At 70.2% G+C, this 20,671-nt stretch carries 19 protein-coding genes; 8 read left to right on the top strand and 11 right to left on the bottom strand.

Annotated elements, in window-relative coordinates:
* The first annotated feature begins 38 nt into the window (after positions 1 to 38).
* Complete coding sequence (locus ACWDSJ_RS23835; protein WP_450034328.1) at positions 39 to 428, top strand: ankyrin repeat domain-containing protein; 390 nt, start codon at positions 39 to 41, stop codon at positions 426 to 428.
* 1 nt (position 429) lies between these two features.
* Here the strand turns inward: ACWDSJ_RS23835 and ACWDSJ_RS23830 are convergent, their stop codons facing one another.
* From ACWDSJ_RS23830 to ACWDSJ_RS23820, 3 genes are read right to left on the bottom strand one after another with little or no spacing between them, the layout of a single operon-like run.
* Positions 430 to 1,287 carry a TIGR03621 family F420-dependent LLM class oxidoreductase gene (locus tag ACWDSJ_RS23830; RefSeq protein ID WP_450034326.1) on the bottom strand — a complete coding sequence of 286 codons (858 nt, stop codon included), beginning with the start codon at positions 1,285 to 1,287 and terminating at the stop codon, positions 430 to 432.
* 40 nt (positions 1,288 to 1,327) lie between these two features.
* Positions 1,328 to 1,762 (bottom strand): nucleoside deaminase, encoded by a 435-nt coding sequence (locus ACWDSJ_RS23825; protein WP_450034416.1) that lies wholly within the window; start codon positions 1,760 to 1,762, stop codon positions 1,328 to 1,330.
* A gap of 31 nt (positions 1,763 to 1,793) precedes the next feature.
* On the bottom strand, positions 1,794 to 3,386 hold the full coding sequence (locus ACWDSJ_RS23820) for a PucR family transcriptional regulator (RefSeq protein ID WP_450034325.1): 1,593 nt from the start codon (positions 3,384 to 3,386) through the stop codon (positions 1,794 to 1,796).
* Positions 3,387 to 3,491: 105 nt separating this feature from the next.
* On the opposite strand from ACWDSJ_RS23820, the gene ACWDSJ_RS23815 reads away from it, so the two are divergent.
* The 3 genes from ACWDSJ_RS23815 to ACWDSJ_RS23805 are packed head-to-tail and all read left to right on the top strand — an operon-like array spanning position 3,492 to position 7,366.
* The gene (locus tag ACWDSJ_RS23815; protein ID WP_387356175.1) at positions 3,492 to 4,982 is read left to right on the top strand and encodes a CoA-acylating methylmalonate-semialdehyde dehydrogenase; all 1,491 of its coding nucleotides are present in this window, start codon (positions 3,492 to 3,494) and stop codon (positions 4,980 to 4,982) included.
* A 16-nt stretch (positions 4,983 to 4,998) separates the two neighbouring features.
* Positions 4,999 to 6,366 carry an aminotransferase class III-fold pyridoxal phosphate-dependent enzyme gene (locus ACWDSJ_RS23810; protein WP_450034322.1) on the top strand — a complete coding sequence of 456 codons (1,368 nt, stop codon included), beginning with the start codon at positions 4,999 to 5,001 and terminating at the stop codon, positions 6,364 to 6,366.
* 4 nt (positions 6,367 to 6,370) lie between these two features.
* Positions 6,371 to 7,366, top strand: coding sequence for an SMP-30/gluconolactonase/LRE family protein (locus ACWDSJ_RS23805; RefSeq protein WP_450034321.1), 996 nt, complete (start codon positions 6,371 to 6,373; stop codon positions 7,364 to 7,366).
* Between the two features lie 3 nt (positions 7,367 to 7,369).
* Here the strand turns inward: ACWDSJ_RS23805 and ACWDSJ_RS23800 are convergent, their stop codons facing one another.
* From ACWDSJ_RS23800 to ACWDSJ_RS23790, 3 genes are all read right to left on the bottom strand, one after another.
* Positions 7,370 to 8,830, bottom strand: a complete 1,461-nt coding sequence (locus tag ACWDSJ_RS23800; protein ID WP_450034415.1) for an MFS transporter — start codon at positions 8,828 to 8,830, stop codon at positions 7,370 to 7,372.
* Positions 8,831 to 8,897: 67 nt separating this feature from the next.
* Positions 8,898 to 10,160 carry a uroporphyrinogen-III C-methyltransferase gene (gene cobA, locus ACWDSJ_RS23795; RefSeq protein WP_387356169.1) on the bottom strand — a complete coding sequence of 421 codons (1,263 nt, stop codon included), beginning with the start codon at positions 10,158 to 10,160 and terminating at the stop codon, positions 8,898 to 8,900.
* A gap of 34 nt (positions 10,161 to 10,194) precedes the next feature.
* Positions 10,195 to 10,602, bottom strand: coding sequence for a PPOX class F420-dependent oxidoreductase (locus ACWDSJ_RS23790; RefSeq protein ID WP_387356167.1), 408 nt, complete (start codon positions 10,600 to 10,602; stop codon positions 10,195 to 10,197).
* Positions 10,603 to 10,651: 49 nt separating this feature from the next.
* On the opposite strand from ACWDSJ_RS23790, the gene ACWDSJ_RS23785 reads away from it, so the two are divergent.
* Positions 10,652 to 11,605 carry a hypothetical protein gene (locus tag ACWDSJ_RS23785; protein WP_450034318.1) on the top strand — a complete coding sequence of 318 codons (954 nt, stop codon included), beginning with the start codon at positions 10,652 to 10,654 and terminating at the stop codon, positions 11,603 to 11,605.
* A gap of 4 nt (positions 11,606 to 11,609) precedes the next feature.
* Here the strand turns inward: ACWDSJ_RS23785 and ACWDSJ_RS23780 are convergent, their stop codons facing one another.
* On the bottom strand, positions 11,610 to 12,980 hold the full coding sequence (locus ACWDSJ_RS23780; RefSeq protein WP_450034316.1) for a DoxX family protein: 1,371 nt from the start codon (positions 12,978 to 12,980) through the stop codon (positions 11,610 to 11,612).
* A gap of 248 nt (positions 12,981 to 13,228) precedes the next feature.
* On the opposite strand from ACWDSJ_RS23780, the gene ACWDSJ_RS23775 reads away from it, so the two are divergent.
* The 3 genes from ACWDSJ_RS23775 to ACWDSJ_RS23765 all read left to right on the top strand — a co-directional run bounded on the left by ACWDSJ_RS23775 (position 13,229) and on the right by ACWDSJ_RS23765 (position 16,644).
* A complete protein-coding gene (locus ACWDSJ_RS23775) occupies positions 13,229 to 14,368 on the top strand; it encodes a phosphotransferase family protein (RefSeq protein WP_450034314.1) in 1,140 nt (379 codons plus the stop codon).
* 26 nt (positions 14,369 to 14,394) lie between these two features.
* On the top strand, positions 14,395 to 15,507 hold the full coding sequence (locus ACWDSJ_RS23770; protein ID WP_450034312.1) for a hypothetical protein: 1,113 nt from the start codon (positions 14,395 to 14,397) through the stop codon (positions 15,505 to 15,507).
* Positions 15,508 to 15,612: 105 nt separating this feature from the next.
* A complete protein-coding gene (locus ACWDSJ_RS23765; RefSeq protein WP_450034311.1) occupies positions 15,613 to 16,644 on the top strand; it encodes a DUF2293 domain-containing protein in 1,032 nt (343 codons plus the stop codon).
* On the opposite strand, the gene ACWDSJ_RS23760 is transcribed toward ACWDSJ_RS23765, so the two are convergent.
* The 4 genes from ACWDSJ_RS23760 to ACWDSJ_RS23745 are packed head-to-tail and all read right to left on the bottom strand — an operon-like array spanning position 16,641 to position 20,547.
* Complete coding sequence (locus tag ACWDSJ_RS23760; protein WP_450034309.1) at positions 16,641 to 17,603, bottom strand: ABC transporter substrate-binding protein; 963 nt, start codon at positions 17,601 to 17,603, stop codon at positions 16,641 to 16,643. The genes ACWDSJ_RS23765 and ACWDSJ_RS23760 overlap by 4 nt on opposite strands.
* Positions 17,600 to 18,352, bottom strand: coding sequence for an ABC transporter ATP-binding protein (locus tag ACWDSJ_RS23755; protein ID WP_387356158.1), 753 nt, complete (start codon positions 18,350 to 18,352; stop codon positions 17,600 to 17,602). The genes ACWDSJ_RS23760 and ACWDSJ_RS23755 overlap by 4 nt, the downstream gene beginning before the upstream one ends.
* Entirely contained in the window at positions 18,353 to 19,201 is an 849-nt protein-coding gene (locus ACWDSJ_RS23750; protein ID WP_450034307.1) for an ABC transporter permease, read from the bottom strand.
* Positions 19,202 to 19,209: 8 nt separating this feature from the next.
* Positions 19,210 to 20,547, bottom strand: a complete 1,338-nt coding sequence (locus ACWDSJ_RS23745) for an aryl-sulfate sulfotransferase (protein WP_450034305.1) — start codon at positions 20,545 to 20,547, stop codon at positions 19,210 to 19,212.
* Between the last annotated feature and the right edge of the window lie 124 nt (positions 20,548 to 20,671).

Raw genomic sequence — 20,671 nt, 5'->3', positions numbered from 1 at the left:
CCATCGCCGACCGTAGGACCCATGGCTACGCTGAATTGATGAGCAACGCGGAGAGAGATCCCGAGGCGGTCGAGCTCGCGTCGAGGATGTTCGAGGCCGCGCGGGCGGGTGACGCGGCGACCGTGGGGGCCTACCTGGACGCGGGGGTCCCGGTCAATCTGACCAATGAGCGCGGCGACACGCTGGTGATGCTGGCCGCCTACCACGGCCGGCTCGCGGCGCTCCGCACGCTCCTGGACCGGGGCGCGGACCCGGACCGAGCCAACGATCGCGGGCAGACACCGCTGGCCGGGGCGATCTTCAAGGGCGACCCCGAGATCGTGCGGGTCCTGCTCGCGGCGGGCGCGGATCCGGACGCGGGCACGCCCTCGGCCCGGGAGGCCGCGGTCATGTTCGAGAAGACCGAACTGCTGCTCGGCACGGGCTGAGTCAGCGCAGCCGGGCGAGCACCTTCGCGAAGGCCGTCATGTCGTGGCTGGTGACGGTGAAGTAGGTGACGCCGTACTCGTCGCGGAAGCGGCGCACCGCGTCGGCGATGTCCTCCTCGGTGCCGTGCAGCACGGTCGGTACGGCGAGCAGTTCGTCGTCGGAGTAGTCCGGATAGAAGATGCGCGGGAAGCTCAGATCGGGCGTCCCGGAACCCGCGATGTGCACGCCCAGGATCATCAGGTTGATCTCCAGGGCCGCGAACCGCTCCCCCGCCGCGGACCGCAGCAGTGCGATCCGTTCGGCGAGCGTCCCCCGCCGCGTCGGATCGTCGCCCGCGACCACACCTGACAGGCCCACGGTGTCGGCGTGCCGGGCCGCCACCCGCAGCAGTCGATCACCCTGGCCCGCGATCACGATGGGAACGCGTGACCGCGCCGGGCGCGGGCGATGCTCCGGATCGGCGAGCAGTTCGCGCACCTCGACGACGGTCCGCTCCAGATGCGAAATCCGTTGCGCCGCATCGGGAAACGGGATGCCGATCGCCTCGAAATCGCCTGGGGCGTATCCGGCCCCGAGGCCGAGCTCGAACCGCCCGTCGCTGAGCTGATCGACCGCCGCCGCGTCCCGGGCCAGCAATGCGGGCCGGGTCAATCCGGCGTTGAGCACGAACGTCCCCAGCCCCACCCGCGAGGTCACCCCGGCCGCCGCCACGAGCGCCGGGAACGGCGCCACCATCCCGAGATGGTCCGGGACGAGCACCATGTCGTAGCCGAGTTCCTCGACCAGCCGCGTCGACCGTTCCCATTCCGCCCGCGAGTCCGAGGCCCGCATGCTCACACCGAATCTGAAGTCTCGCACGAAGTCCCACCCTTCCCGAACGGAAGCATCCGCGCCACTTTTATTCGTCCGCGACGCCGATGTCCTCGAACCACAGCTCGGGCCGGGCGGCGATGAACTCCCGCATCATGGCCACGCAGCGCGGGTCGTTCAGGACCGTCACCGAGACCCCGTTCTCGGCCAGCCAGTCGTGTCCGCCGTGAAAGGTCTCGGCGTCCCCGACGAGCACCGCCCCGATGCCGAACTGCCGCACCAGCCCGCTGCAATACCAGCACGGCGACAAGGTCGTCACCATGATCGTGTCCCGGTAATCGCGCCGCCGCCCGGCGTCCCGAAAGGCGTCGACCTCCGCATGCAGACTCGGATCCCCCTTCTGCACCCGCCGATTCCGCCCGCGCCCCAACACATTCCCCGCACCGTCGAACAGAGCCGCCCCGATCGGAATCCCACCCTCCTCGAGCCCGACCCGCGCCTGCCCATAAGCCACCGCCAGCAGAGCATCCATACCGATCATGCTGCCATCCACTTCACCCACCCTCAGCCCGGGGCGCGAGGTCGCGGATGAGCAGGGCGGTGTGGAGGGAGGTGCGGGTCTCGCCGTCGGTGAGGTCTACGCCGAGGACGCGTTCGATGCGGGCCAGGCGGTCGTAGAGGGCGGGGCGGCTGATGTTCATGCGGCGGGCCAGTTCGGTTTTGTTGCCCGCGGCGTCGAGGAAGCGGCGCAGGGTGCCGACGAGGTCGCCGCCGTGGCGGATGTCGTGGCGGAGCAGGGCGCTCAGTTCGGTTTCGGCGAAGCGTTGGACGCCGGGTTGATCGCGGATCAGGGAGAGCAGGCCGCGCAGGCGTATGTCGCCGCTGCGGTAGAACGGGCGCGGGTGGGTGGTGGACAGTGACAGCGCCACCTCCGCGACGTGTCCGGCGTGGACGAGTTCGCGCGCGGTGTCGAGCAGCGAGTCCGATTCCGCGCCCGCGCCGATCACCACCCGCCGCACTCCCTCGACCCGCCGCACCTCGGCGGCGATCTGCGCGCACACCCGGTTCAGGCGTTCGTCGAGGTCGCCGCCGCGAGAGACGGCCAGCACCACCGTGATCCGATGCTGTTCGGCGGCGCTCAGCGCGGTCGCCTTGGCCAGGGCCACGCCGTGTCCGACGGCGTCGAGCAGCGCGGCCGCCCGGCGTTGCCGCGCGACCGGATCGGTTTCGACGGGCGCGTCGAGGTGTACGGCCAACGGCACGTAGCGGGCCCGCCGCGCCAGGCCGAGCGCCGCGGCGCGGGCCATGGCCTCCGGTTCGTCGCCGAGGCGGCCGCTCACCATGTCGTCGATGAGCCCGGTCTGCGCCTGCCGGTGCAGTCCGAACCGGTCCCGCTCGATCATCCGGTGCAGGGTCAGGGTCTGCGCGGCCCGCTCGAGCACCATGCGGGTGCGGGTCGTCGCCGCGCCGCGCAGGATCAGCCGTCCCCACCGCTCGGTGTGCGGGCCGACCGGGACGACGGTCGCGTCGTCGGCGAGCAGGCGGGAGGTGGTCTCCCAGTCCGCCAGCAGCTCCGCGGCCGAGTCGTGCCGGGCGGTCACGGCCAGCACGCGATGGCCCAGGTCCTCCAGGATCACCGACGAATTCAGTAGTGTCGCGGCGGTTTTCACGATCTCGTCGAGGGACGCGCGGCGCACGCTCAGCGCAGTGAACGTCTCGTGCACCGAATGCGCGAACGCGAGTTCGGCGTACTGATCGGCCACGATCACCCGGTGCACCGCCTCGGTGACCGCCACGAACCGGGTGACGCGCCGCAACGACACCACCGGCAGCCCGAGCCGATCCGCCGCGGCGGCGATGTGCGGCCCGATATCGGCCACATAACTGCCCAGCTCCACCACCAGCGCCGAAACATTCGCCGTCGCAAGCGATTCCAGGTAGGCCAGCGCGGCGGGCGTCCCCCGGGCGAGCGGCTGCCCGGTCGTGAGGATCAACTCCCGCCCGGCCAGCAGCGCCGCCACATCGGCCACCTCCCCGACGTGCACCCACCGCACCGGCCGCGCCAACCCCGCCGCGCCGCCCCGCACCTCGGGCTCCCCGGCCCGCACCACGGGCATGGCGAGCACATCGGCGACGGTCGGCAACATCGACGAATCGTAATACGAATCCCACCGGAACCGACACTTCGTCGGCCGATGGGCGGCACGGGATGGGGGATAGTGGCAGCACCGACACCGGAGACGAGGGAGACCATGGGGACCATTGCGCACTGGGTGGACGGCAAGCCGTTCGACGGGACCGGCGAGGCGACCCTGCCGGTCACCAACCCGGCCACGGGCGTGACCACCGGACAGGTGGCGCTGGCGACGGCGGCCGACGCGCGGGCGGCGGTGGACGCGGCGGCCGCGGCGTTCCCGGGCTGGCGCGACACCTCGCTGACACGGCGCACCCAGATCCTGTTCCGGTTCCGCGAACTGCTCAACGAGCGCAAGGACGAACTCGCCGCGATCATCACCGCCGAACACGGCAAGGTGCTCTCCGACGCGGCGGGCGAGGTGACGCGCGGGCTGGAGGTCGTCGAATTCGCCTGCGGCATACCGCATCTGCTCAAGGGCGGATTCACCGAGAACGCCTCCACCAAGGTGGACATCTTCTCGATCCACCAGCCGCTGGGCCCGGTCGCGATCATCTCGCCGTTCAACTTCCCGGCCATGGTCCCGATGTGGTTCTTCCCGGTGGCGATCGCGGCGGGTAATACCGTCGTGCTCAAGCCGAGCGAGAAGGACCCCTCGGCCTCGCTGTGGCTGGCGCGGCTGTGGGCCGAGGCCGGGCTCCCGGACGGGGTGTTCAATGTGGTGCAGGGCGACAAGGTGGCCGTGGACGAACTGCTCGACAACCCGAACGTGAAGGCGGTCTCGTTCGTCGGCTCGACCCCGATCGCGCGCTACGTCTACCAGCGCGGCACCGCCGCCGGGAAACGCGTGCAGGCGCTCGGCGGCGCGAAGAACCACATGGTCGTCCTGCCCGACGCGGATCTGGACCTGGCCGCCGACGCCGCGGTGAACGCCGGATTCGGCTCGGCGGGCGAACGCTGCATGGCCATCAGCGTGGTCGTGGCGGTCGGCGAGATCGCCGACGACCTGGTGACGCGAATCGCCGAGCGCGCGAAGACGATTCGCACCGGCGACGGTACCCGCGGCAGCGATATGGGCCCGCTGGTCACCCGGCAGCACCGCGATCGCGTCGCCGACTACGTCGCCGCGGGCGAAGCCGAGGGCGCCGCGGTCGTTCTCGACGGACGCGGCGTCGAACCCGACGGCGCGGCGGACGGCTTCTGGCTGGGCCCCACCCTGCTGGACCACGTGCGCCCGGAGATGAGCGTCTACACCGACGAGATCTTCGGCCCGGTGCTGTCGGTGGTGCGGGTGGACGGCTACGACGACGCGTTGGCGCTGATCAACGCCAATCCCTACGGGAACGGTACGGCGATCTTCACCAATGACGGCGGCGCGGCGCGGCGCTTCCACACCGAAGTGGAGGTCGGCATGGTCGGCATCAATGTGCCGATCCCGGTACCCATGGCCTACTACAGTTTCGGCGGGTGGAAGTCCTCGCTGTTCGGCGATTCGCACGCGCACGGCACCGAGGGACTGCACTTCTTCACCCGCACCAAGGCGATCACCGCCCGCTGGCTCGATCCGAGCCACGGCGGGCTGAATCTCGGTTTCCCCCAAAACAATTGACGACAGGAACGATGCGATGACCCTGCCCAACGGGCTGAGTGTCGAGGCGGCGCGGGAACAGGCCGCGCGCGCCTACGAACTGGATCGGCGGCACGTCTTCCACTCGTGGTCGGCGCAGCGGCGGATCCAGCCGATGACGATCACCGCGGCCCAGGGCAGTTATGTGTGGGACGGGGACGGGCGGCGGCTGCTGGACTTCTCCTCGCAGATGGTCAACACCAACATCGGGCATCAGCATCCGAAAGTCGTTGCGGCCGTGCGGGATCAGGCGGCGACGCTGTGCACGATCGCGCCGCAGCACGTGAATCCGGCGCGGTCGGAGGCGGCGCGGCTGATCGCCGAGCGGACGCCGGGTGAGCTGGACCGGATCTTCTTCACCAACGGCGGCGCGGACGCGGTGGAGCACGCGGTGCGGATGGCGCGGCTGTACACGGGGCGGCCGAAGGTGTTGTCGCGCTATCGGTCCTATCACGGCGGGACGGAGACCGCGGTCAATCTCACCGGCGATCCGCGGCGCTGGCCCAATGATCGCGGCGCGGCGGGGGTGGTGCACTTCTTCGGGCCGTTCCTGTACCGCTCGCAGTTCCACGCGCGCGACGAGGCGGAGGAGTCGCGGCGGGCGCTGGAGCATCTCGAACAGGTGGTGGCCTTCGAGGGGCCGGAGACGATCGCGGCGATCCTGCTGGAGTCGGTGCCAGGGACGGCGGGGATCATGGTGCCGCCGCCCGGATATCTCGCCGGGGTGCGCGAGTTGTGCGATCGACACGGCATCGTGCTCATCGCCGACGAGGTGATGTCCGGATTCGGGCGCACCGGACGGTGGTTCGCGATCGACCATTTCGACGTGGTGCCGGATCTGCTGACCTTCGCCAAGGGCGTGAACTCGGGTTACGTCCCGCTCGGCGGGGTGGCCATCGCGCCGCGCATCGCCGCGATCTTCGACGACCGCGCCTACCCGGGCGGGCTGACGTATTCGGGCCATCCGCTGGCGGCGGCCGCGGCGGTCGCGACCATCACGGCGATGGCCGAGGAACGAATCGTGGAGAACGCCGCCGTTATCGGGGAGCGGGTGCTCGGGCCGGGGCTGCGGGAGCTGGCGGCGCGGCATCCGAGTGTGGGCGAGGTACGGGGATTGGGCGTGTTCTGGGCCCTGGAACTGGTCCGGGATCCGGCGACGCGAGAACCGTTGGCGCCCTACGGCGGAACGAGTGAGGCCATGATCGAGGTGGTGGCCGCCTGCCGGGACGCCGGGCTGCTGCCGTTCGTGAACTTCAACCGGTTGCACGCGGTGCCGCCCTGCACGATCACCGAGGCCGAGGCCAAGGAGGGGCTGGCGATTCTCGACGAAGCCTTGCGCCTCGCCGATCGGCACACGCTACCGTGAGCCCATGTCGTTCCAGCCGATCCGCTGGTCACCGCCGTCGGCGACGCCGCGTGCCCGCGAAACCCACAGCACCCCACCCATGCCGACCCCGCGCCTGCTGCCCCTGCCCGCCGCCGGACCCGAGGACGTGGTGGTCGCGCCGGACGGCAGAGTGCTGTGCGGCGTCGACGACGGGTCGCTGCTGGCGGTCGACCCCACCGACGGCACGGTCGAGCGGATCGGTCACACCGGCGGCCGCCCCCTCGGCCTGCACGCGAATCCCGACGGCTCCGTCCTGATCTCCGATTCGGTGCGCGGGCTGCTGCGGCTGGCCGAACCGGACGCCGAGGTGGAGGTCCTCGTCGGCGAAATCGACGGGCGGCCACTGAACTTCGCGAGCAATGTCGTCGCCGACGCCGACGGCACCATCTACTTCACCGCCTCCACCACCCGCTACTCCCTCGACGAGTACATGGGCGACGTCCTCGAGGGTTCCCGCACCGGCCGCCTGTTCCGCCGCACCCCCGACGGCGCCGTCGAAACCCTGCTGGACGGCCTCAAATTCGCCAACGGCCTCATCCTCGCCCCCGACCGCTCCTGCCTGCTCGTCGCCGAGACCGCGGGCTACCGCATCACCCGCTATCACCTCACCGGCCCCCGCACCGGCGCCACCGACCCCCTCGTCGAGAACCTCCCCGGCTTCCCCGACAATATGGGCCTCGGCAGCGACGGCCTGGCCTGGGTCACCCTCGTCACCCCCCGAAACCCATTGCTGGACAAGCTGCTTCCGCTGCCCGGCCTCCTGCGCCGCCTCACCTGGTCCATCCCCGAGGCCCTCCGCCCCAAACCCGTCAAGACCGCCTGGGTCCAGGCCTACGACTTCGACGGCACCCTGATCCACGACCTCCAACGCGAACCCGACGTCTACTCGATGGTCACCGGCGTCGCCGAACAGAACGGCACCCTCTATCTCGGCAGCCTCACCGAACCCGCGATAGCGGTCACCCACCTGCCGGGCTGAGGCTCACCCTCGCTGGGATTCCTCCTGGGCGTGCTGGGCCTGCACGAGTTGCTGTGGGGTGTAGCGCAAGGCGAGGGCGATCAGGCCCACGACGATCGCGCCGATTCCGCACACGAACAGGACCAGGGTGTAACCGCTTCCGAGCGCGGCGATTTCGCTGGGGGTCATATCGGCGGCGCGGCCGGTGCGACCACCGAGGGCCAGGGTGCGGGAGGCGGCCACCGGGGACAGGACCCCGACGGCCAAGGGGGTGCCGAGGTTGAAGATCATCTGGCCGATGGCCGAGAGCGGTCCCACGTCGTTGACGGGGACGCCGACCAGCAGGCACAGCGGGGCGATGACGATGACGATGCCGACGCCCAGGCCCGCGCCGGTGAGCAGCAGCAGGAGGGTGGGGAAGTAGCCCACGCCGCCGTCGAGGGTGGAACCGTACAGGCCCGCGACGGAGAGGAAGACCGCGGCCACGAGCAGCAGCCAACGGGGGCGGATGTGGAGGGCGCCCTTGGAGGCCACGGCGGTGCCGACGCCCGCGCCGAGGGTGAACGGGATGGAGGCCAGACCCGCGACGAGGGGGCTGTAGCCGATGACGTTCTGGAGGAACTGCGCGACGAAATAGGTCATCGCGCCGAGCACGCCCGAACCCAGCAGCAGGGCCACGAACGTCACCACGCGATCGCGGTCCCGGAACAGCGTCAGCGGCACCACCGGATTGTCGGCGTAGCGTTCGGCGAACACGAAGGCCACCAACAACAGCACACCCGCGACCAGCGAGCCGATGATGTACCAACTGTCCCAACCCATTTCGGGCCCCTCGGTCGCGCCGAACACGATCGCCGCGCAGGCCAGCGTCCCCAGCACCGAACCGCGCACATCGAGCGCGAGCCGATGATGGGTGGTGTCGCGCAACTTGTAGATCGCCCCGAGCAGGATCAACACCCCGATCGGCACATTGATCCAGAAGATCAGCCGCCAATCCAGTTGCGTCAGCGCGCCGCCCAGCACGAGCCCGCCCACCGAACCCACCCCGGCCATCGAACCGAAGATCGCGATGGCCCGATTGCGCACCGGCCCAGGGGCGTACGTGCTCACCACCAACGCCATGGCCGAGGGCGCCGCGACGGCCGCGCCGCTGCCCTGGATCGCGCGCGCGACGATCAGCATCGCCTCGTTCTGCGCCAGACCGCACGCCAGCGACGCCAGCGTGAACAGCGAAACCCCGATGATCAGCATGCGTTTGCGCCCGAACAGGTCCCCGAGCCGCCCGCCGAGCAGCATGAGCCCGGCGAAGGTGAGGCCGTACGCGGTGACGGTCCAGGCGCTGCCCGAATTGGACAGCCCCATCTGCTCCTGCAACCGCGGCAGCGCCAGGATGACGATGGTCCCGTCCAGGATCACCATCAGCTGCAACCCGCTGAGCACCAGGATCGGCAGCCCGAAGGCCCGCGTGGTCACCGGATAACGCATCGTCGCGGCGGGATTATCGAGCACAGTGACTCACTGTATCGGATATCGGTACCCCGTCCGGGGCCCCTCACGCGCCCGCCGACGCGTGATCGGCGAGCGCGTCCGCGCTGAACGCGGCGGTCGGGCCGATGACGATGATCGCCGGGGGCCGAATGCCTTCGGCGCGAACGCGTTCCGCGACGCTGCCCAGTTCGGCGCGCAGGACCCGCTGGGTGCGCAGGCTGCCCTCCTGGATCACGGTCACGGGGGTGTCGGCCGGTCGGCCGCCGTCGATGAGCGCGGTCGCGAACTGCTCGATCCGCTCGACGGCCATCAACAGCACGATCGTTCCGCGCAGCCGGGCCAGGGCGGGCCAATCCACCAGCGAATCCGGATGATCGGGCGCCACATGCCCGCTGACCACCACGAATTCGTGGGTGACCCCGCGATGGGTGACCGGAATCCCGGCCAGCGCGGGCACCGAGATCGCGCTCGTCACCCCGGGCACCACCGTCACCGGCACCCCCGCGGCCGCGCACGCCTCGACCTCCTCGAAGCCGCGCCCGAACACATAGGGGTCGCCCCCCTTGAGCCGCACCACGAACTTCCCTGCCTTGGCTCCCTCGATGAGCGCGGTGTTGATCGCCTCCTGGGCCATGGCCCGCCCGTACGGGATCTTGGCCGCGTCGACGACCTCGACCTCGGGCGAGAGTTCGGCCAGCAGTTCCGGCGGCGCGAGCCGGTCGGCGACAACGAGATTGGCGCGGGCCAGCAGGCGGCGGCCGCGCACGGTGATCAGATCGGGATCGCCGGGCCCGCCGCCGACCAGCGCCACACCCGGGGCCATCGGATCCGCGTCCTCGGCCACCACACCCGACTGCAACGCCTCGAGCAGGGCCGTGCGGACCGCGGCCGAGCGCCGATGCCGTCCGCTCGCCAGCACGCCGAGCGTCAGGCCCTCGTAGCGGGCGGTCGCGGGTGTCACGGCCGTGCCGAGCCGCGCGTTGTCGGCGCGCACGCAGAAGATCCGCCGCCGCGTCGCCTCCGCGACGACGGCCGCGTTGGTCTCCGGCTCGTCCGTGCAGGCCATCGCATACCAGGCGCCGTCGAGGTCGCCGTCGGCGTAGTCGCGCAGGTCGAGGGTGAGTTGCCCGGCGGTCGCCATCGCCTCCACGGCCGGGGTGACCGCCCGGCTCACGAGATGCACCCGCGCCCCGGACGCGATCAGCAGGCCGAGCCGCCGCTGCGCGACGGTGCCGCCGCCGATGACGACGACACGTCGGCCCGCGAGATCGAGCCCGACCAAGTAGTTCGGGTCACCGGCATGCTGGTCATCTGGGTGGTTCGGCACAAGGGTCGAGCCTACGGGAACTGGGACGGACCGCTCAGAACCGCCCGAGCACCTTGGTCGGCGTCACCCGCACCAGCACCCGGTCGGCGTCGTTCACCGACGCCGGATTGAACTCGGCGTAGGGCTTGCCGGTGTACTTCAGCGACAGCTTGTTCGGCCATTCGCGGTCCGGGTCGGGCGTGATCGTCGCGGTGCCGCGGATCTCGGCGTAGAGGTACGGGTTGTCGGGCGGGCTGATCAGTACGGTGACGCGGGGGTCGCGGGCGAGGTTCTTGTACTGCTGGCGGGAGACCGTGGTGGAGAACAGCAGTTCGTCGCCGTCGCGTTCGATCCAGACCACGGTGAGGTGGGCCTGGCCGTCGCGGGCGAGGGTCGCCACGGTGGCGAAGGGTTTGCCGTCGTCGAGGTAGTTCTTCAAGTCTGCGGAGAATTCGACCGTCACGTCCGAAGCGAACCGGCCCGGCGGCGGGGAAATTCCCTATGCTGCGACCATGCGACGAGCCGCGTTCCGGATCCTGGCATTGACGGTCCTGCTGGTGGCCTGCGCCCCGGTCGCGGCGGCCGACGAACCCCTCGGCTCGGCGGACGCGGTGGAGAGCGCGTACACGGCCCCCGGTCCGTGGGCGGTGAGCGCGCTCGAGCACTTCGGCTGCTGCGATCCGACCGGTGCGGCCTACGACGTCTGGTATCCGACCGATCTCGGCGCGCGCGGCGTCCGGCATCCGATCCTCACCTGGGGCGACGGGACGTCGGCGGTGCCGCGCCAATACGACTACTTCCTCCGGCATCTCGCCTCGTGGGGTTTCGTCGTGGTCGCCACCGAGAATCAGAACACCGGTTCCGGTGACGAAATCATTTCCGCCGCAAGGTATCTCATCGACCAGGCCGCCGACCCCACGAACGTCTTCCACGACAAGCTGAACACCGCGGCCGTCGGGGCGATCGGCCACTCCCAGGGCGCGACCGGGGCGGTCAACGCGCTCATCGAGTCGGACGGTCTGATCGAAACCGCTGTGGCGGTGGAGATTCCGGCCCAGATGTTCTGTTCGACCCCGCGGCGGTGCGTCGACACCCATCGTGTGTCCGCCGGTTCGGTGTTCTTCGTCAACGGCGCCGACGACGCGTTCGTCTCCCCGTCGGAGAACCTGCCGGGACTCACCGGCCTGCAATCGAACCACGCCTACTATGACGCCGTCCCGCCCGGGGTGCCGAAGACGTGGGGAACGCTGAATCGGGCCAATCACAACGACATTCAGGGCCAGCCCGACTGCGCCCGCGCCTCGATCCCCTGCACCAGCGGCGTCCACGGCTACCTCGGCTACCCCACCGCGTGGCTCGCGGCCCGGCTGTGGGGCGCCGACGACGCGCGCCGGGCGTTCGAGCCGGGCACCGGCGAGTTCTATCGCCCGAATCCCGAGTGGTCCAACCAGATCGGTGCGCGCTGAGCGGTCAGAAGGTCGCGCCCTCCTGCACCCAGTGGAAGCCGCGCCCGCGCACCGGGAAACTGTTCGGATCGAGCCGGTCGAGGGTGACGGTGACCGGACGGCCGTCGAGCTGCCCGTCGAGCACGAGACGATCCGACGTCGGCCGCTGGTAGCTGAGGCTGCCCGACATATCCCCGTGCCGGGACGAGCCGGGGCGATAGTCCCCGGCGCTGTCGGCGGGTGCGAGGTCCAGTCGGCGCGCGTCGGTGTCCACGCGCGCCCGCAACGGCACGAGTTCGCCATCGATGCGCTGGTACTCCATGATCTCCGGCTGATCGAAAACGATGCGCCGCCAGCGTGTTTCATCGGTGAGCAGCGGCGGCACCGGCTGCCCGTCGCGGGTGAACTCGGCGACCGTCCAGATCCCGTACAGCGGCGGCCGTTCCCGATGCGGTCCCAGTTCCTCCCACGCCTGCCACGACAGCGGAATCAGCGCCGCCAGCAGCCACACCGCCAGCGCGGCCTGCCCGACCGTCGCCCAGCGTCGCCCGCGCCGGGTGCGGAACGGGTACGGCGCGTGCGAGGGCGGGGCGGTCCGATTCGCCACCAGCACCTCGAACAGCCGCCGCGCCTCGGGCGCCAGCAGCACCAGGCCCATCAGCAGCAGATGCCCGGACAGGATCTTCACCGGCACATCGAAGGTCATGTTCAGCACGAACACCTGGGCCATGCTGATCACGGCGAGCATCGCGCCCAGCAGCGCGGTCCGCGGCACGAAAAGCAGCAGTCCCGCAAGCACTTCCGCGGTCCCCAGCAGGATCTCGTACGGCTGGGACACACCCACCTGATTCCACAGCACCCCCATCGGGGCGAGATTGCCGAACGGTTCGAGCAGGGTCGCCAGGCCGGGTTCGGGCATCTGCGTCGGAATCATCTTGGCGAATCCGTAGAAAAGCATCTGCCCGCCCACACACATGCGGATGAACAGCAGGAACCACCCGGCCAGACGGCGATGGTCCCGCGCGTTCCGATCCACCACCGACCACACCAGCGTGCCGACCACCGACACCACCAGCAGACAGAACAACAGCACCCAGAACACGGCCTGATCCCCGCTGCCGGTGTCGCGCACCGCCGCGTCGGCGCCGAAGACGCCGCGCCCCACCCGACGCAACAGCGGTTCCAGCACATGCGCCTGCCACATGACCGCGTCCTCGGGCAGCCACCGTATCGCCCAGCCCAGGAAGACCGTCACCGGCTGCGGATAGGTCAGGCAGAACAGCCCGAAATACAGGAAGCAGAACCGGAAGGCGATCCGCGTCGCCGGGGACCAGGCAGGCTGCTCCGAATCCTCCTGTCGCGCTTCGGGTTCCGCCACGGCGACCACAGTTCCCACGCCCACTCCCCTGCTCGATGGTGATCCGACCAGCCCACGATAGGAATGCCGACCCCTCGTCCGCCTCCAGGAAATCCCTGGGAATCCCCTGGTTTCCCGATCCTCCCCACGGCCTACGTGCCCGCCCCACCCCAGCGCCCGTCCCGGTCACCGGTACTGGTCGTACCGGCCCGCCGAATCCGCTCCGCACACTCACTGGAACGCGTTACATTCCACCCACCATTTTCCTTGTTCAGGAGGGCAGACCAATGACGGTCGATCCCGACCGCGACCCCGGGCATCGGTATCAGCTGACCACCAGCGCGCTCGATCTCGACGATCTCTCCGAGCGCCTGACGCGGTGGCTGGCCGGGAAGGTCCGGGCCGACGGCGCGCCGACGATCAGCAACCTCACCCGGCCGCAGGCGGGCGGTCTGTCGAGCGGGTCGGTGCTGTTCGACGCGGCGTGGGAACGGGACGGCCGCACCGAATCCGCCTCGTACGTGGTGCGGATGCCGCCGGAGACGGGCGCGCTGCCGGTCTTCCCGACCTACGACCTGCCGATGCAGTACGGGGTGATGGCGGGGGTGGCCGAGCACACCGACGTGCCGGTGCCGCCGCTGTACTGGCTGGAGAACGACGAATCCGTGCTCGGCGCACCGTTTTTCGTGATGGGCCGGGTGGACGGGCGGATTCCGGAGGACAACCCGCCGTACGTGTTCGTCGGCTGGTTGTTCGACGCCTCGCCCGAGGACCGGCTGCGGTTGACCCGCGCGACGGTCGAGGTGATCGCGAAGCTACACGCCATTCCCGAGCCCGCCGCGAAGTTCCCCCTGCTCGTCACGGGCGAGGAGTCCTCACTGCGGCACCATTTCCGGGTGCAGCGGGAGTGGTACGACTGGGCGCTGGCCCGCGACGGCTATCGAATCCCGTTGCTGGAGCGGGCCTTCGACTGGCTGGACGACAACTTCCCCGCCGATCCGGGGCCCGACGTGCTCAGTTGGGGCGACGCCCGGCCGGGCAACATCATCTACCGGGGGTTCGAGCCCGCGGCCGTGCTGGACTGGGAGATGGCGGCGCTGGGTCCGCGGGAGCTGGATCTGGGGTGGTTGATCTTCATCCACCGCTTCTTCCAGGACATCGCGACCCAGTTCGATCAGCCCGGCCTGCCCGATTTCCTGCGACGCTCGGATGTGGTGTCGCACTACGAGAGCGTCACCGGCCACGCCCCGCGCGATCTGGACTGGTACCTGGTGTACAGCGCGCTGCGGCACGGCATCGTCATGGCCCGCATCAAGCGCCGGATGATCCACTTCGGCGAGGACACCGACACCGACGACCGCGACAACTACGTCATGCACCGTGCGAGCTTGGAGGCCCTGCTCGCGGGAACGTACCAATGGGATTGAGCCACAGCGCTTCACGAGGAGAGCCCGTGTCCGACAGCCACGCACCCGTCCCCCTGGACGAGTATCCGATCCATCAGACCCCGTTGTCGCTGGCGCGCGTCGCCACCAGCGACCGGAACTTCTACGACCGTAGCTATTTCAACGCCCACGATCGCGACGGCGGCACCTTCCTGATCACCGGGATGGGTCTGTATCCGAACCTCGGGGTGGTCGACGCCTACGCGCTGGTGCGGCGCGGGGATATCCAACGGGCCGTGCGGTTCTCCGACGCGCTCGAGACCCGCGACCTCGAGATGCGGGTCGGTGGCTACCGCGTGGAGATCCAGGAACCGCTGCAGCGCGTGCGCATCGTGTGCGAGCACGACGACCTCAGTTTCGATCTGACGTGGAACGGCTCGTTCCCCGCGGTGTTGGAACAGCCGCATCAGATCCTGACGGGCAACCGGCCCATCATCGACGCCCAGCGTTTCGCGCAACTGGGCAGCTGGTCAGGGACGCTGCATGTCGACGGCACGGATATCGCGGTCGACCCGGCGGTGTGGCTGGGCAGCCGCGACCGGTCCTGGGGCATCCGGCCCGTCGGCGAGGCGGATCCGCCCGGCCGCGCCGCCGACGAGGGTTCGGGCGGCTTCTGGTGGCTGTACGTGCCGCTGCGGTTCGACGAGTTCTCGATCATCGTCATCGTGCAGGAGAATCCGGACGGGTACCGCACCCTCAACGACGCCGTGCGGATCTGGTCCGACGGCCGCGTCGAACAACTCGGCTGGCCCCGCGTCCACATCGAATACCGTTCCGGCACAAGGCACCCCGTCGCCGCGAGATTGGACCTCACCACCCCCGACGGCAAACCCCTCGAGGTCGAGATCCACCCGAAGACATTCGTCCCCCTGCACATCGGCTGCGGCTACGGCGGCGACCCCGACTGGCAGCACGGCCGCTGGATGGGCCGCGGCTGGACCTCCAGCGTCCGCTACGACCTCACCGCCCCCGAAATCGCCCCCCGCATCCCCTGGGGCGTCATCGACCACGTCGCCCACGCCCGCTGCGGCGACGCCGAAGGCTGGGGCCTCTTCGAACACGCCACCATGGGCCGCCACGACCCCACCGGCTTCACCGACTGGACCTCGGTGGCGCCGTAGGGGTTTGCCGTCATGGCCCCAGCGGGTGCCGTTCTACCCGGGTGCGCTGAATGCCGCGTCGTGGCCCCAGCGGCGCCGTTCTACCCGGTGCGCTAGGTTCGGACGGTGGCCAAGCTGGGGCGAAGGGTGGTCGAGGCGGCGGAAGCGGTGCTGGCGCAACGGAAGTATGTGGCGGCGGTGGATGTGTTCGTTCGGTTGGGGTGGGGGCGGGGCAGTCAGGTGGAGGCGTGGCGGCAGGGGCGGGTGGGGTCGCTGGAGCGGGTGCTCGCGGTGGACGGGCGGCGGATGCGGGACGCGGCGGAACTGCTCGGCGCGTGGGCGCGGGAGCGGGGGCTCGGGGCGAGTACCGCGACGTATCTGTCGGGCGGGCGGGATCGGGAGGCGCTGCGGTTCACCGACGACGGCGCGGACGAGATCTTCCGCGTGCACTGGCTGCCCGCCGATCTCAGCCCGGCGCGGCGCGATCAGCTCGTGCGACGGCAGAACAAGGCCCCCGACCTGACCGTCGTCGAGACGGCCGAGCCGTGGACCTGCGTGGAATGCCAGGAGACCGGGCCGTATTCGATCACCTCGGCCGCGGGCCCGCTCTGCCTGACCTGCGCCGACCTCGACCACCTCGAATTCCTCCCCGCGGGCGACGCCGCCCTGAGCCGCCGCGCGAAGAAGGAGAGCACGCTCGCCGCGATCGTGGTCCGCCTCAACCGCCGCCGCAAACGCTACGAACGCACCGGCATCCTCGTCGAGGAGGCCGCCCTCGTCCGCGCCGAACAGCAATGCCTCGCCGACGAGGACGCCCGGGCCCGCCGCCGCGACCGCGACCGCCTCCGCCGCGAAACCCAGGACGTCGAATTCACCGCCCGCATGGCGAAGGAGATCCGCACCCTCTTCCCCGCCTGTCCCGCGGACCGCGCCGCCGAGATCGCCGAGCACGCCTCGGTCCGGGGCAGCGGCCGGGTGGGCCGCACCGCCGCCGCCAAGGTCCTCTCCGCCGAGGCCCTCACCCTCGCGGTCATCGCGTCGATCCGACACCGGGACACCGACTACGACGAATTGCTGATGACCGGCGTGCCGCGCGCGGAGGCCCGGACTCGCATCCGGGCCCGGGTCGACCAGGTGCTCGAGAGCTGGCGCGGCTAACTCGCGGGGGTGAGGAAGTCGGCGTCGAGGAACGTGCCGTAATCGGGCAGCCGCACCGAGCCGTCGATCGACCCCTGCCCCTTGGCCCAATCACCCTGCGCGGCAAGGGTTTGCGCGAGATCCGGGCGCAACTGGAGGGTGAAGTCGAACTCCCCCAGGATCTTCCCGACGAGATCCGCGGGCAGTTGCGTCGCCGCGGCCACGGCGGCGACCGCCGCCTCCGAGCGCGCGGTCAGCTGCCCGCCCGCCTCGTTCAGCGCGGCGAAGAACGACGACAGCTCGGACTTCTTCCCGGCGACCGCGGTATCGCTGGCCAGATACAGGCTGTGCTGGTTGTAGGCGTCGCCGCCGAGTGCGATCGCGTCGTCGCCGAGGGCCGCGATCACCTGGGCCTGATACGGCTGGAAGATCGCGATCGCGTCCACATTGCGCTGCGTCGCCGCGGTGACCGTCGCCGACGGCGCGACCTGGACCAGCTTGGCGGTGACAGCGCTGTGCGACAACGTATTCGACGCGAAGTACGCCGCGCTGGTGCCCAGCGGCGTCCCGATCGTGCGCCCCGCCAGATCCTCCACCCGCCCGATGCCCGCGCTGCGCCGCGCCACGACCCGCGAACCCTGCCACCGCGATCCGTCCCCGACGACCCGCAGGCCGGGCGAGCGGGTCAGCGCCGCCGAGGTCGGCACGTCGGCGGCGGTGGTGACGTCGACCTGGTGCGCGGCCAGGGCCTGCAACGCCTCGACCCCGGTGGAGAAGTTGACGACCTTCACCTTCAGGCCGTGCTTGTCGAAGTAGCCGCCCTGCTGGGCGACCGGGATCTGCGCCCAGGACGGGTCGACGACGAATCCCACTGTGAGCGTGCCGGGTTCGGAGGTGTCGGCGGTGCAGGCCGTCAACGGCAGCAGCAGGGCGAGGAAGGCGGCCACGGCCGCGACGGGACGACGGAGGTGCTGGATCATGAGTGTTCGATTCCGAGTTCGTGATGGAGGGTTCGGCGGAGTTCGCTGTAACCGGGCTGGTCGGCGAGCGTGTCGGCGGGCCGGGGACGGTCCAGCGGGTTGGTGATCCGGTTGGTGACGCGGCCGCCGGTCAGCACGCCGATCGTGTCCGACAGCCGGATCGCCTCGTCGACGTCGTGGGTGACGAAGACGACGGTGCGCCGCAACCGGTTCCACAGGTCGATGAGCAGATCCTGCATCCGCAGGCGGGTGAGGGCGTCGAGCGCGGCGAACGGCTCGTCCATGAGCATGATCTCGGGCTCCCCCGCGAGCATCCGGGCGAGGCCGACGCGCTGCCGCATTCCGCCGGACAGCTGATTGGGTCGTTTGCGCCCGACGTCGGCGGGCAGGCCGACCAGATCGAGCAGTTCCGCGATCCGCTCCCGACGCCGCCGGGCGTCGTAACGGCTTGCGCGCAGGGCGAATTCGATATTGGCGGCCACGCTCATCCACGGGAAGAGGACATCGCGCTGGAACGCCACCCCGCGGCGCGGATCGGGACCGAGCACCCGCTCGCCATTGTCGGTGACCCCGCCCGAGGTCGGCGGCACCAGGCCGGCCAGGCAGTGCAGCAGCGTCGATTTCCCGCTGCCCGAGGCCCCCACGAGGACAGTGAAGGATCCGTCGGGGACGGTCAGGTCCACGCCGCGCAGCGTCGGATGCGGATTGTTCGGATAGCGGACCACCAGGTCGCGCGTCGCGATGGCCATTCAGCGCACCTCCCGTGCCCAGCGCACGAACGGCGTCGTGAGCGCGGCGATCAACAGATCGCACACCGCGCCCAGCACGCCGAGCACGATCAGGCAGAAGATCATTCGATCCGCCTGCGAGAACAGCTGGGCCTGATAGATCCGATACCCGATACCCGCTGTGGTGCCGGTCATCTCGGCCACGACGATCAGCACGAACGCCATCGCCGCCCCGACCCGCAGGCCCGCGACCACATCCGGCACGGCCTCGGGGACGACGATCCGGGTCAGCGTCTGCCATCGGCTCGCACCCAGGCAGCGCGCGGCCTGGAGATAGTCGGCGGGGGTGCCCGCGAAGCCGGAGTGGCTGTTCATCCACACCGGCACGAAGACGCCGAGCGCGACGACGAGGATCTTGCTGTTCTCCCCCAACCCGAACCACAGGATGGCCAGCGGCACCAAGCCGATGGTCGGCACCGGCGCCAGCAGCCGCAGCACCGGTTGCAGCAGGCTCCGGCCCGTGCGGGTGTTCGAGGTGACGATGGCGGCGGCGATCCCCGCGAGCCCGCCGACCACCCAACCGAGCAGCGCCCGTTGCAGACTCGCCCCGACATCGGGCAGCAGCAACCCGTCCGACCAGAGCGTGTGCCCGGCGCGGACGATCTGCGGCACGGTCGGAAACAGCTGGCGCGGAAAGACATTCGTCGACGCCACGAGCGACCAGACGACCGCGGCCAGGGCCAGACCGGCCGCGGTGCCGCCGATCACCCGCCAGCGCCGCGCCCCGCGCGCGGGCGACGACCACCACCCGCGGGTCGGCGCGGCGGCGTCCGCGGCGGCGGAATCGTTGCGGCCGAGGCTCGTTCGCACCGTGGAGGTCATAACGTCCGGCCTTCCCGAGCGGAGGCGCGCAGATCCACCGCGGTGCGCGGGGAGCGCGGCACGTCGAGGGGAACCCACTCGAACGGCACCGCCTGCGCCCGATACACCAGCGGGGTCGTGGTGAGCCGGTCCACGCCGGGCACGCGGGGTTCGTGCACCTCCGGTTCCCCGGCGACCCCGCGACCGAGGTAGGGCGACACGTACTCCCACACCACCCGGCCGTCGGGGGTGACCTGGAAGATTCGCCCCTGCATCCCCTCGGTGACCAGGGTGTTGCCGTTGGGCAGCCGCTGCGCGTTGCTGACGAACGAGCTGAAGAACGTCCACGACGGCAGACCCGAATCCTCGGCGGTGTACTGCCAGACGATCTGCTCGGTCACCGGATCGATCTCGAGCACCCGCGAACCCGCGTAGATGCCCAGCGGCGCGGGCGGATACCCGGCCCCGCCCTGATTGTCGAAGACGAGAATGTTGCCCGCGCCGGGCAGGCCGTCGGCGATGAGATGCGGATTGTGCTGTCCGGAGATCTGATCGAGCGGGCGCGGCACCTTGTGCGCGTTGATCCGCTGATGCTGGGACCCCGCCGCGTCCGCGAAGTACGGGCCCAGCCGCCACACGACGGATCCGGTGGCCTTGTCGATCAACGCGATGATATTGGCCTTGCGGGAACTGATCAGGATGTTGTCGGGCTGGAACACCCCCTCCGGGTCCGCGCGATGCCAGCGGTTGGGGCCCAGCGTCTTGGCGCTGTTGAGTTCGAGATAGCCCCACGGGTCGTCCGGATCGCGGGCGACGGTGTCGCGCAACGCCTTCCAGCCCGCCTCGGAGAAGCCGAACTCGTCGAGGTGATCCCCGGCGCGCCACTCCCAGACGATCTCGCCGTCCGGAGTCACCTCGTACAGACCCTGATCGCCGACGACGTGCGGGCCCAGTGCGGGAACCGCGCGCGGGACGGTGACCAGCAGCAGCCGATTGCCGTTCGGCAGCAGTTCCCAGTCGTGGTTCTGCCGCGCGGCGCCGCCCGGCGCCTGCTCGCCCCACTCCCACACCCGTTCCCCGGCCCAGGTGAGTTGTCCCACAGTGCCATTGGCGTAGATGCCGCCGCGCGGGTCGCCGCTCAGCGACAGTTGCACGCCGACGTCGCCGAGGCGGCCGCCGGTGAGCGCCGGATCGATGACGCGGGGCGGGACGCCCGCGAAGGGCCACTCGTGGCGGACCTCGCCGGTCAGGTCGATGAGCCGGGTGACGGAGTCCGCGCCGGTGAACAGGACGTAGCTGTCGTGGGCCGAGTCCGGGTCGAAATTGGTGACGCCGGTGAGTCTTACGAAGGCCATGCGACTACTCCATCAGTTCGTTGTTACGCACCCTGATCGCGGGTGTTACGAATCTAATCGATTTGCGTCGCACATCTTGCCGGTGAAGGCTGTAATAATCAGTACGATTTCAAGCCTGGCCGTT

The organism is Nocardia sp. NPDC003482, assembly GCF_053588115.1.
Note: the sequence above shows the minus strand (reverse complement) of the source record. Positions and strands in the feature narration are given on the sequence as shown.

Excerpts from the sequence above, each read along its gene's own strand:
- ACWDSJ_RS23835 (WP_450034328.1), top strand. The coding sequence starts at position 39 with ATGAGCAACGCGGAGAGAGATCCCGAGGCGGTCGAGCTCGCGTCGAGG.
- ACWDSJ_RS23820 (WP_450034325.1), bottom strand. The coding sequence starts at position 3,386 with ATGTTGCCGACCGTCGCCGATGTGCTCGCCATGCCCGTGGTGCGGGCC.
- ACWDSJ_RS23815 (WP_387356175.1), top strand. The coding sequence starts at position 3,492 with ATGGGGACCATTGCGCACTGGGTGGACGGCAAGCCGTTCGACGGGACC.
- ACWDSJ_RS23810 (WP_450034322.1), top strand. The coding sequence starts at position 4,999 with ATGACCCTGCCCAACGGGCTGAGTGTCGAGGCGGCGCGGGAACAGGCC.
- ACWDSJ_RS23805 (WP_450034321.1), top strand. The coding sequence starts at position 6,371 with ATGTCGTTCCAGCCGATCCGCTGGTCACCGCCGTCGGCGACGCCGCGT.
- ACWDSJ_RS23800 (WP_450034415.1), bottom strand. The coding sequence starts at position 8,830 with ATGCGTTATCCGGTGACCACGCGGGCCTTCGGGCTGCCGATCCTGGTG.
- ACWDSJ_RS23785 (WP_450034318.1), top strand. The coding sequence starts at position 10,652 with ATGCGACGAGCCGCGTTCCGGATCCTGGCATTGACGGTCCTGCTGGTG.
- ACWDSJ_RS23775 (WP_450034314.1), top strand. The coding sequence starts at position 13,229 with ATGACGGTCGATCCCGACCGCGACCCCGGGCATCGGTATCAGCTGACC.
- ACWDSJ_RS23760 (WP_450034309.1), bottom strand. The coding sequence starts at position 17,603 with ATGATCCAGCACCTCCGTCGTCCCGTCGCGGCCGTGGCCGCCTTCCTC.
- ACWDSJ_RS23755 (WP_387356158.1), bottom strand. The coding sequence starts at position 18,352 with ATGGCCATCGCGACGCGCGACCTGGTGGTCCGCTATCCGAACAATCCG.
- ACWDSJ_RS23745 (WP_450034305.1), bottom strand. The coding sequence starts at position 20,547 with ATGGCCTTCGTAAGACTCACCGGCGTCACCAATTTCGACCCGGACTCG.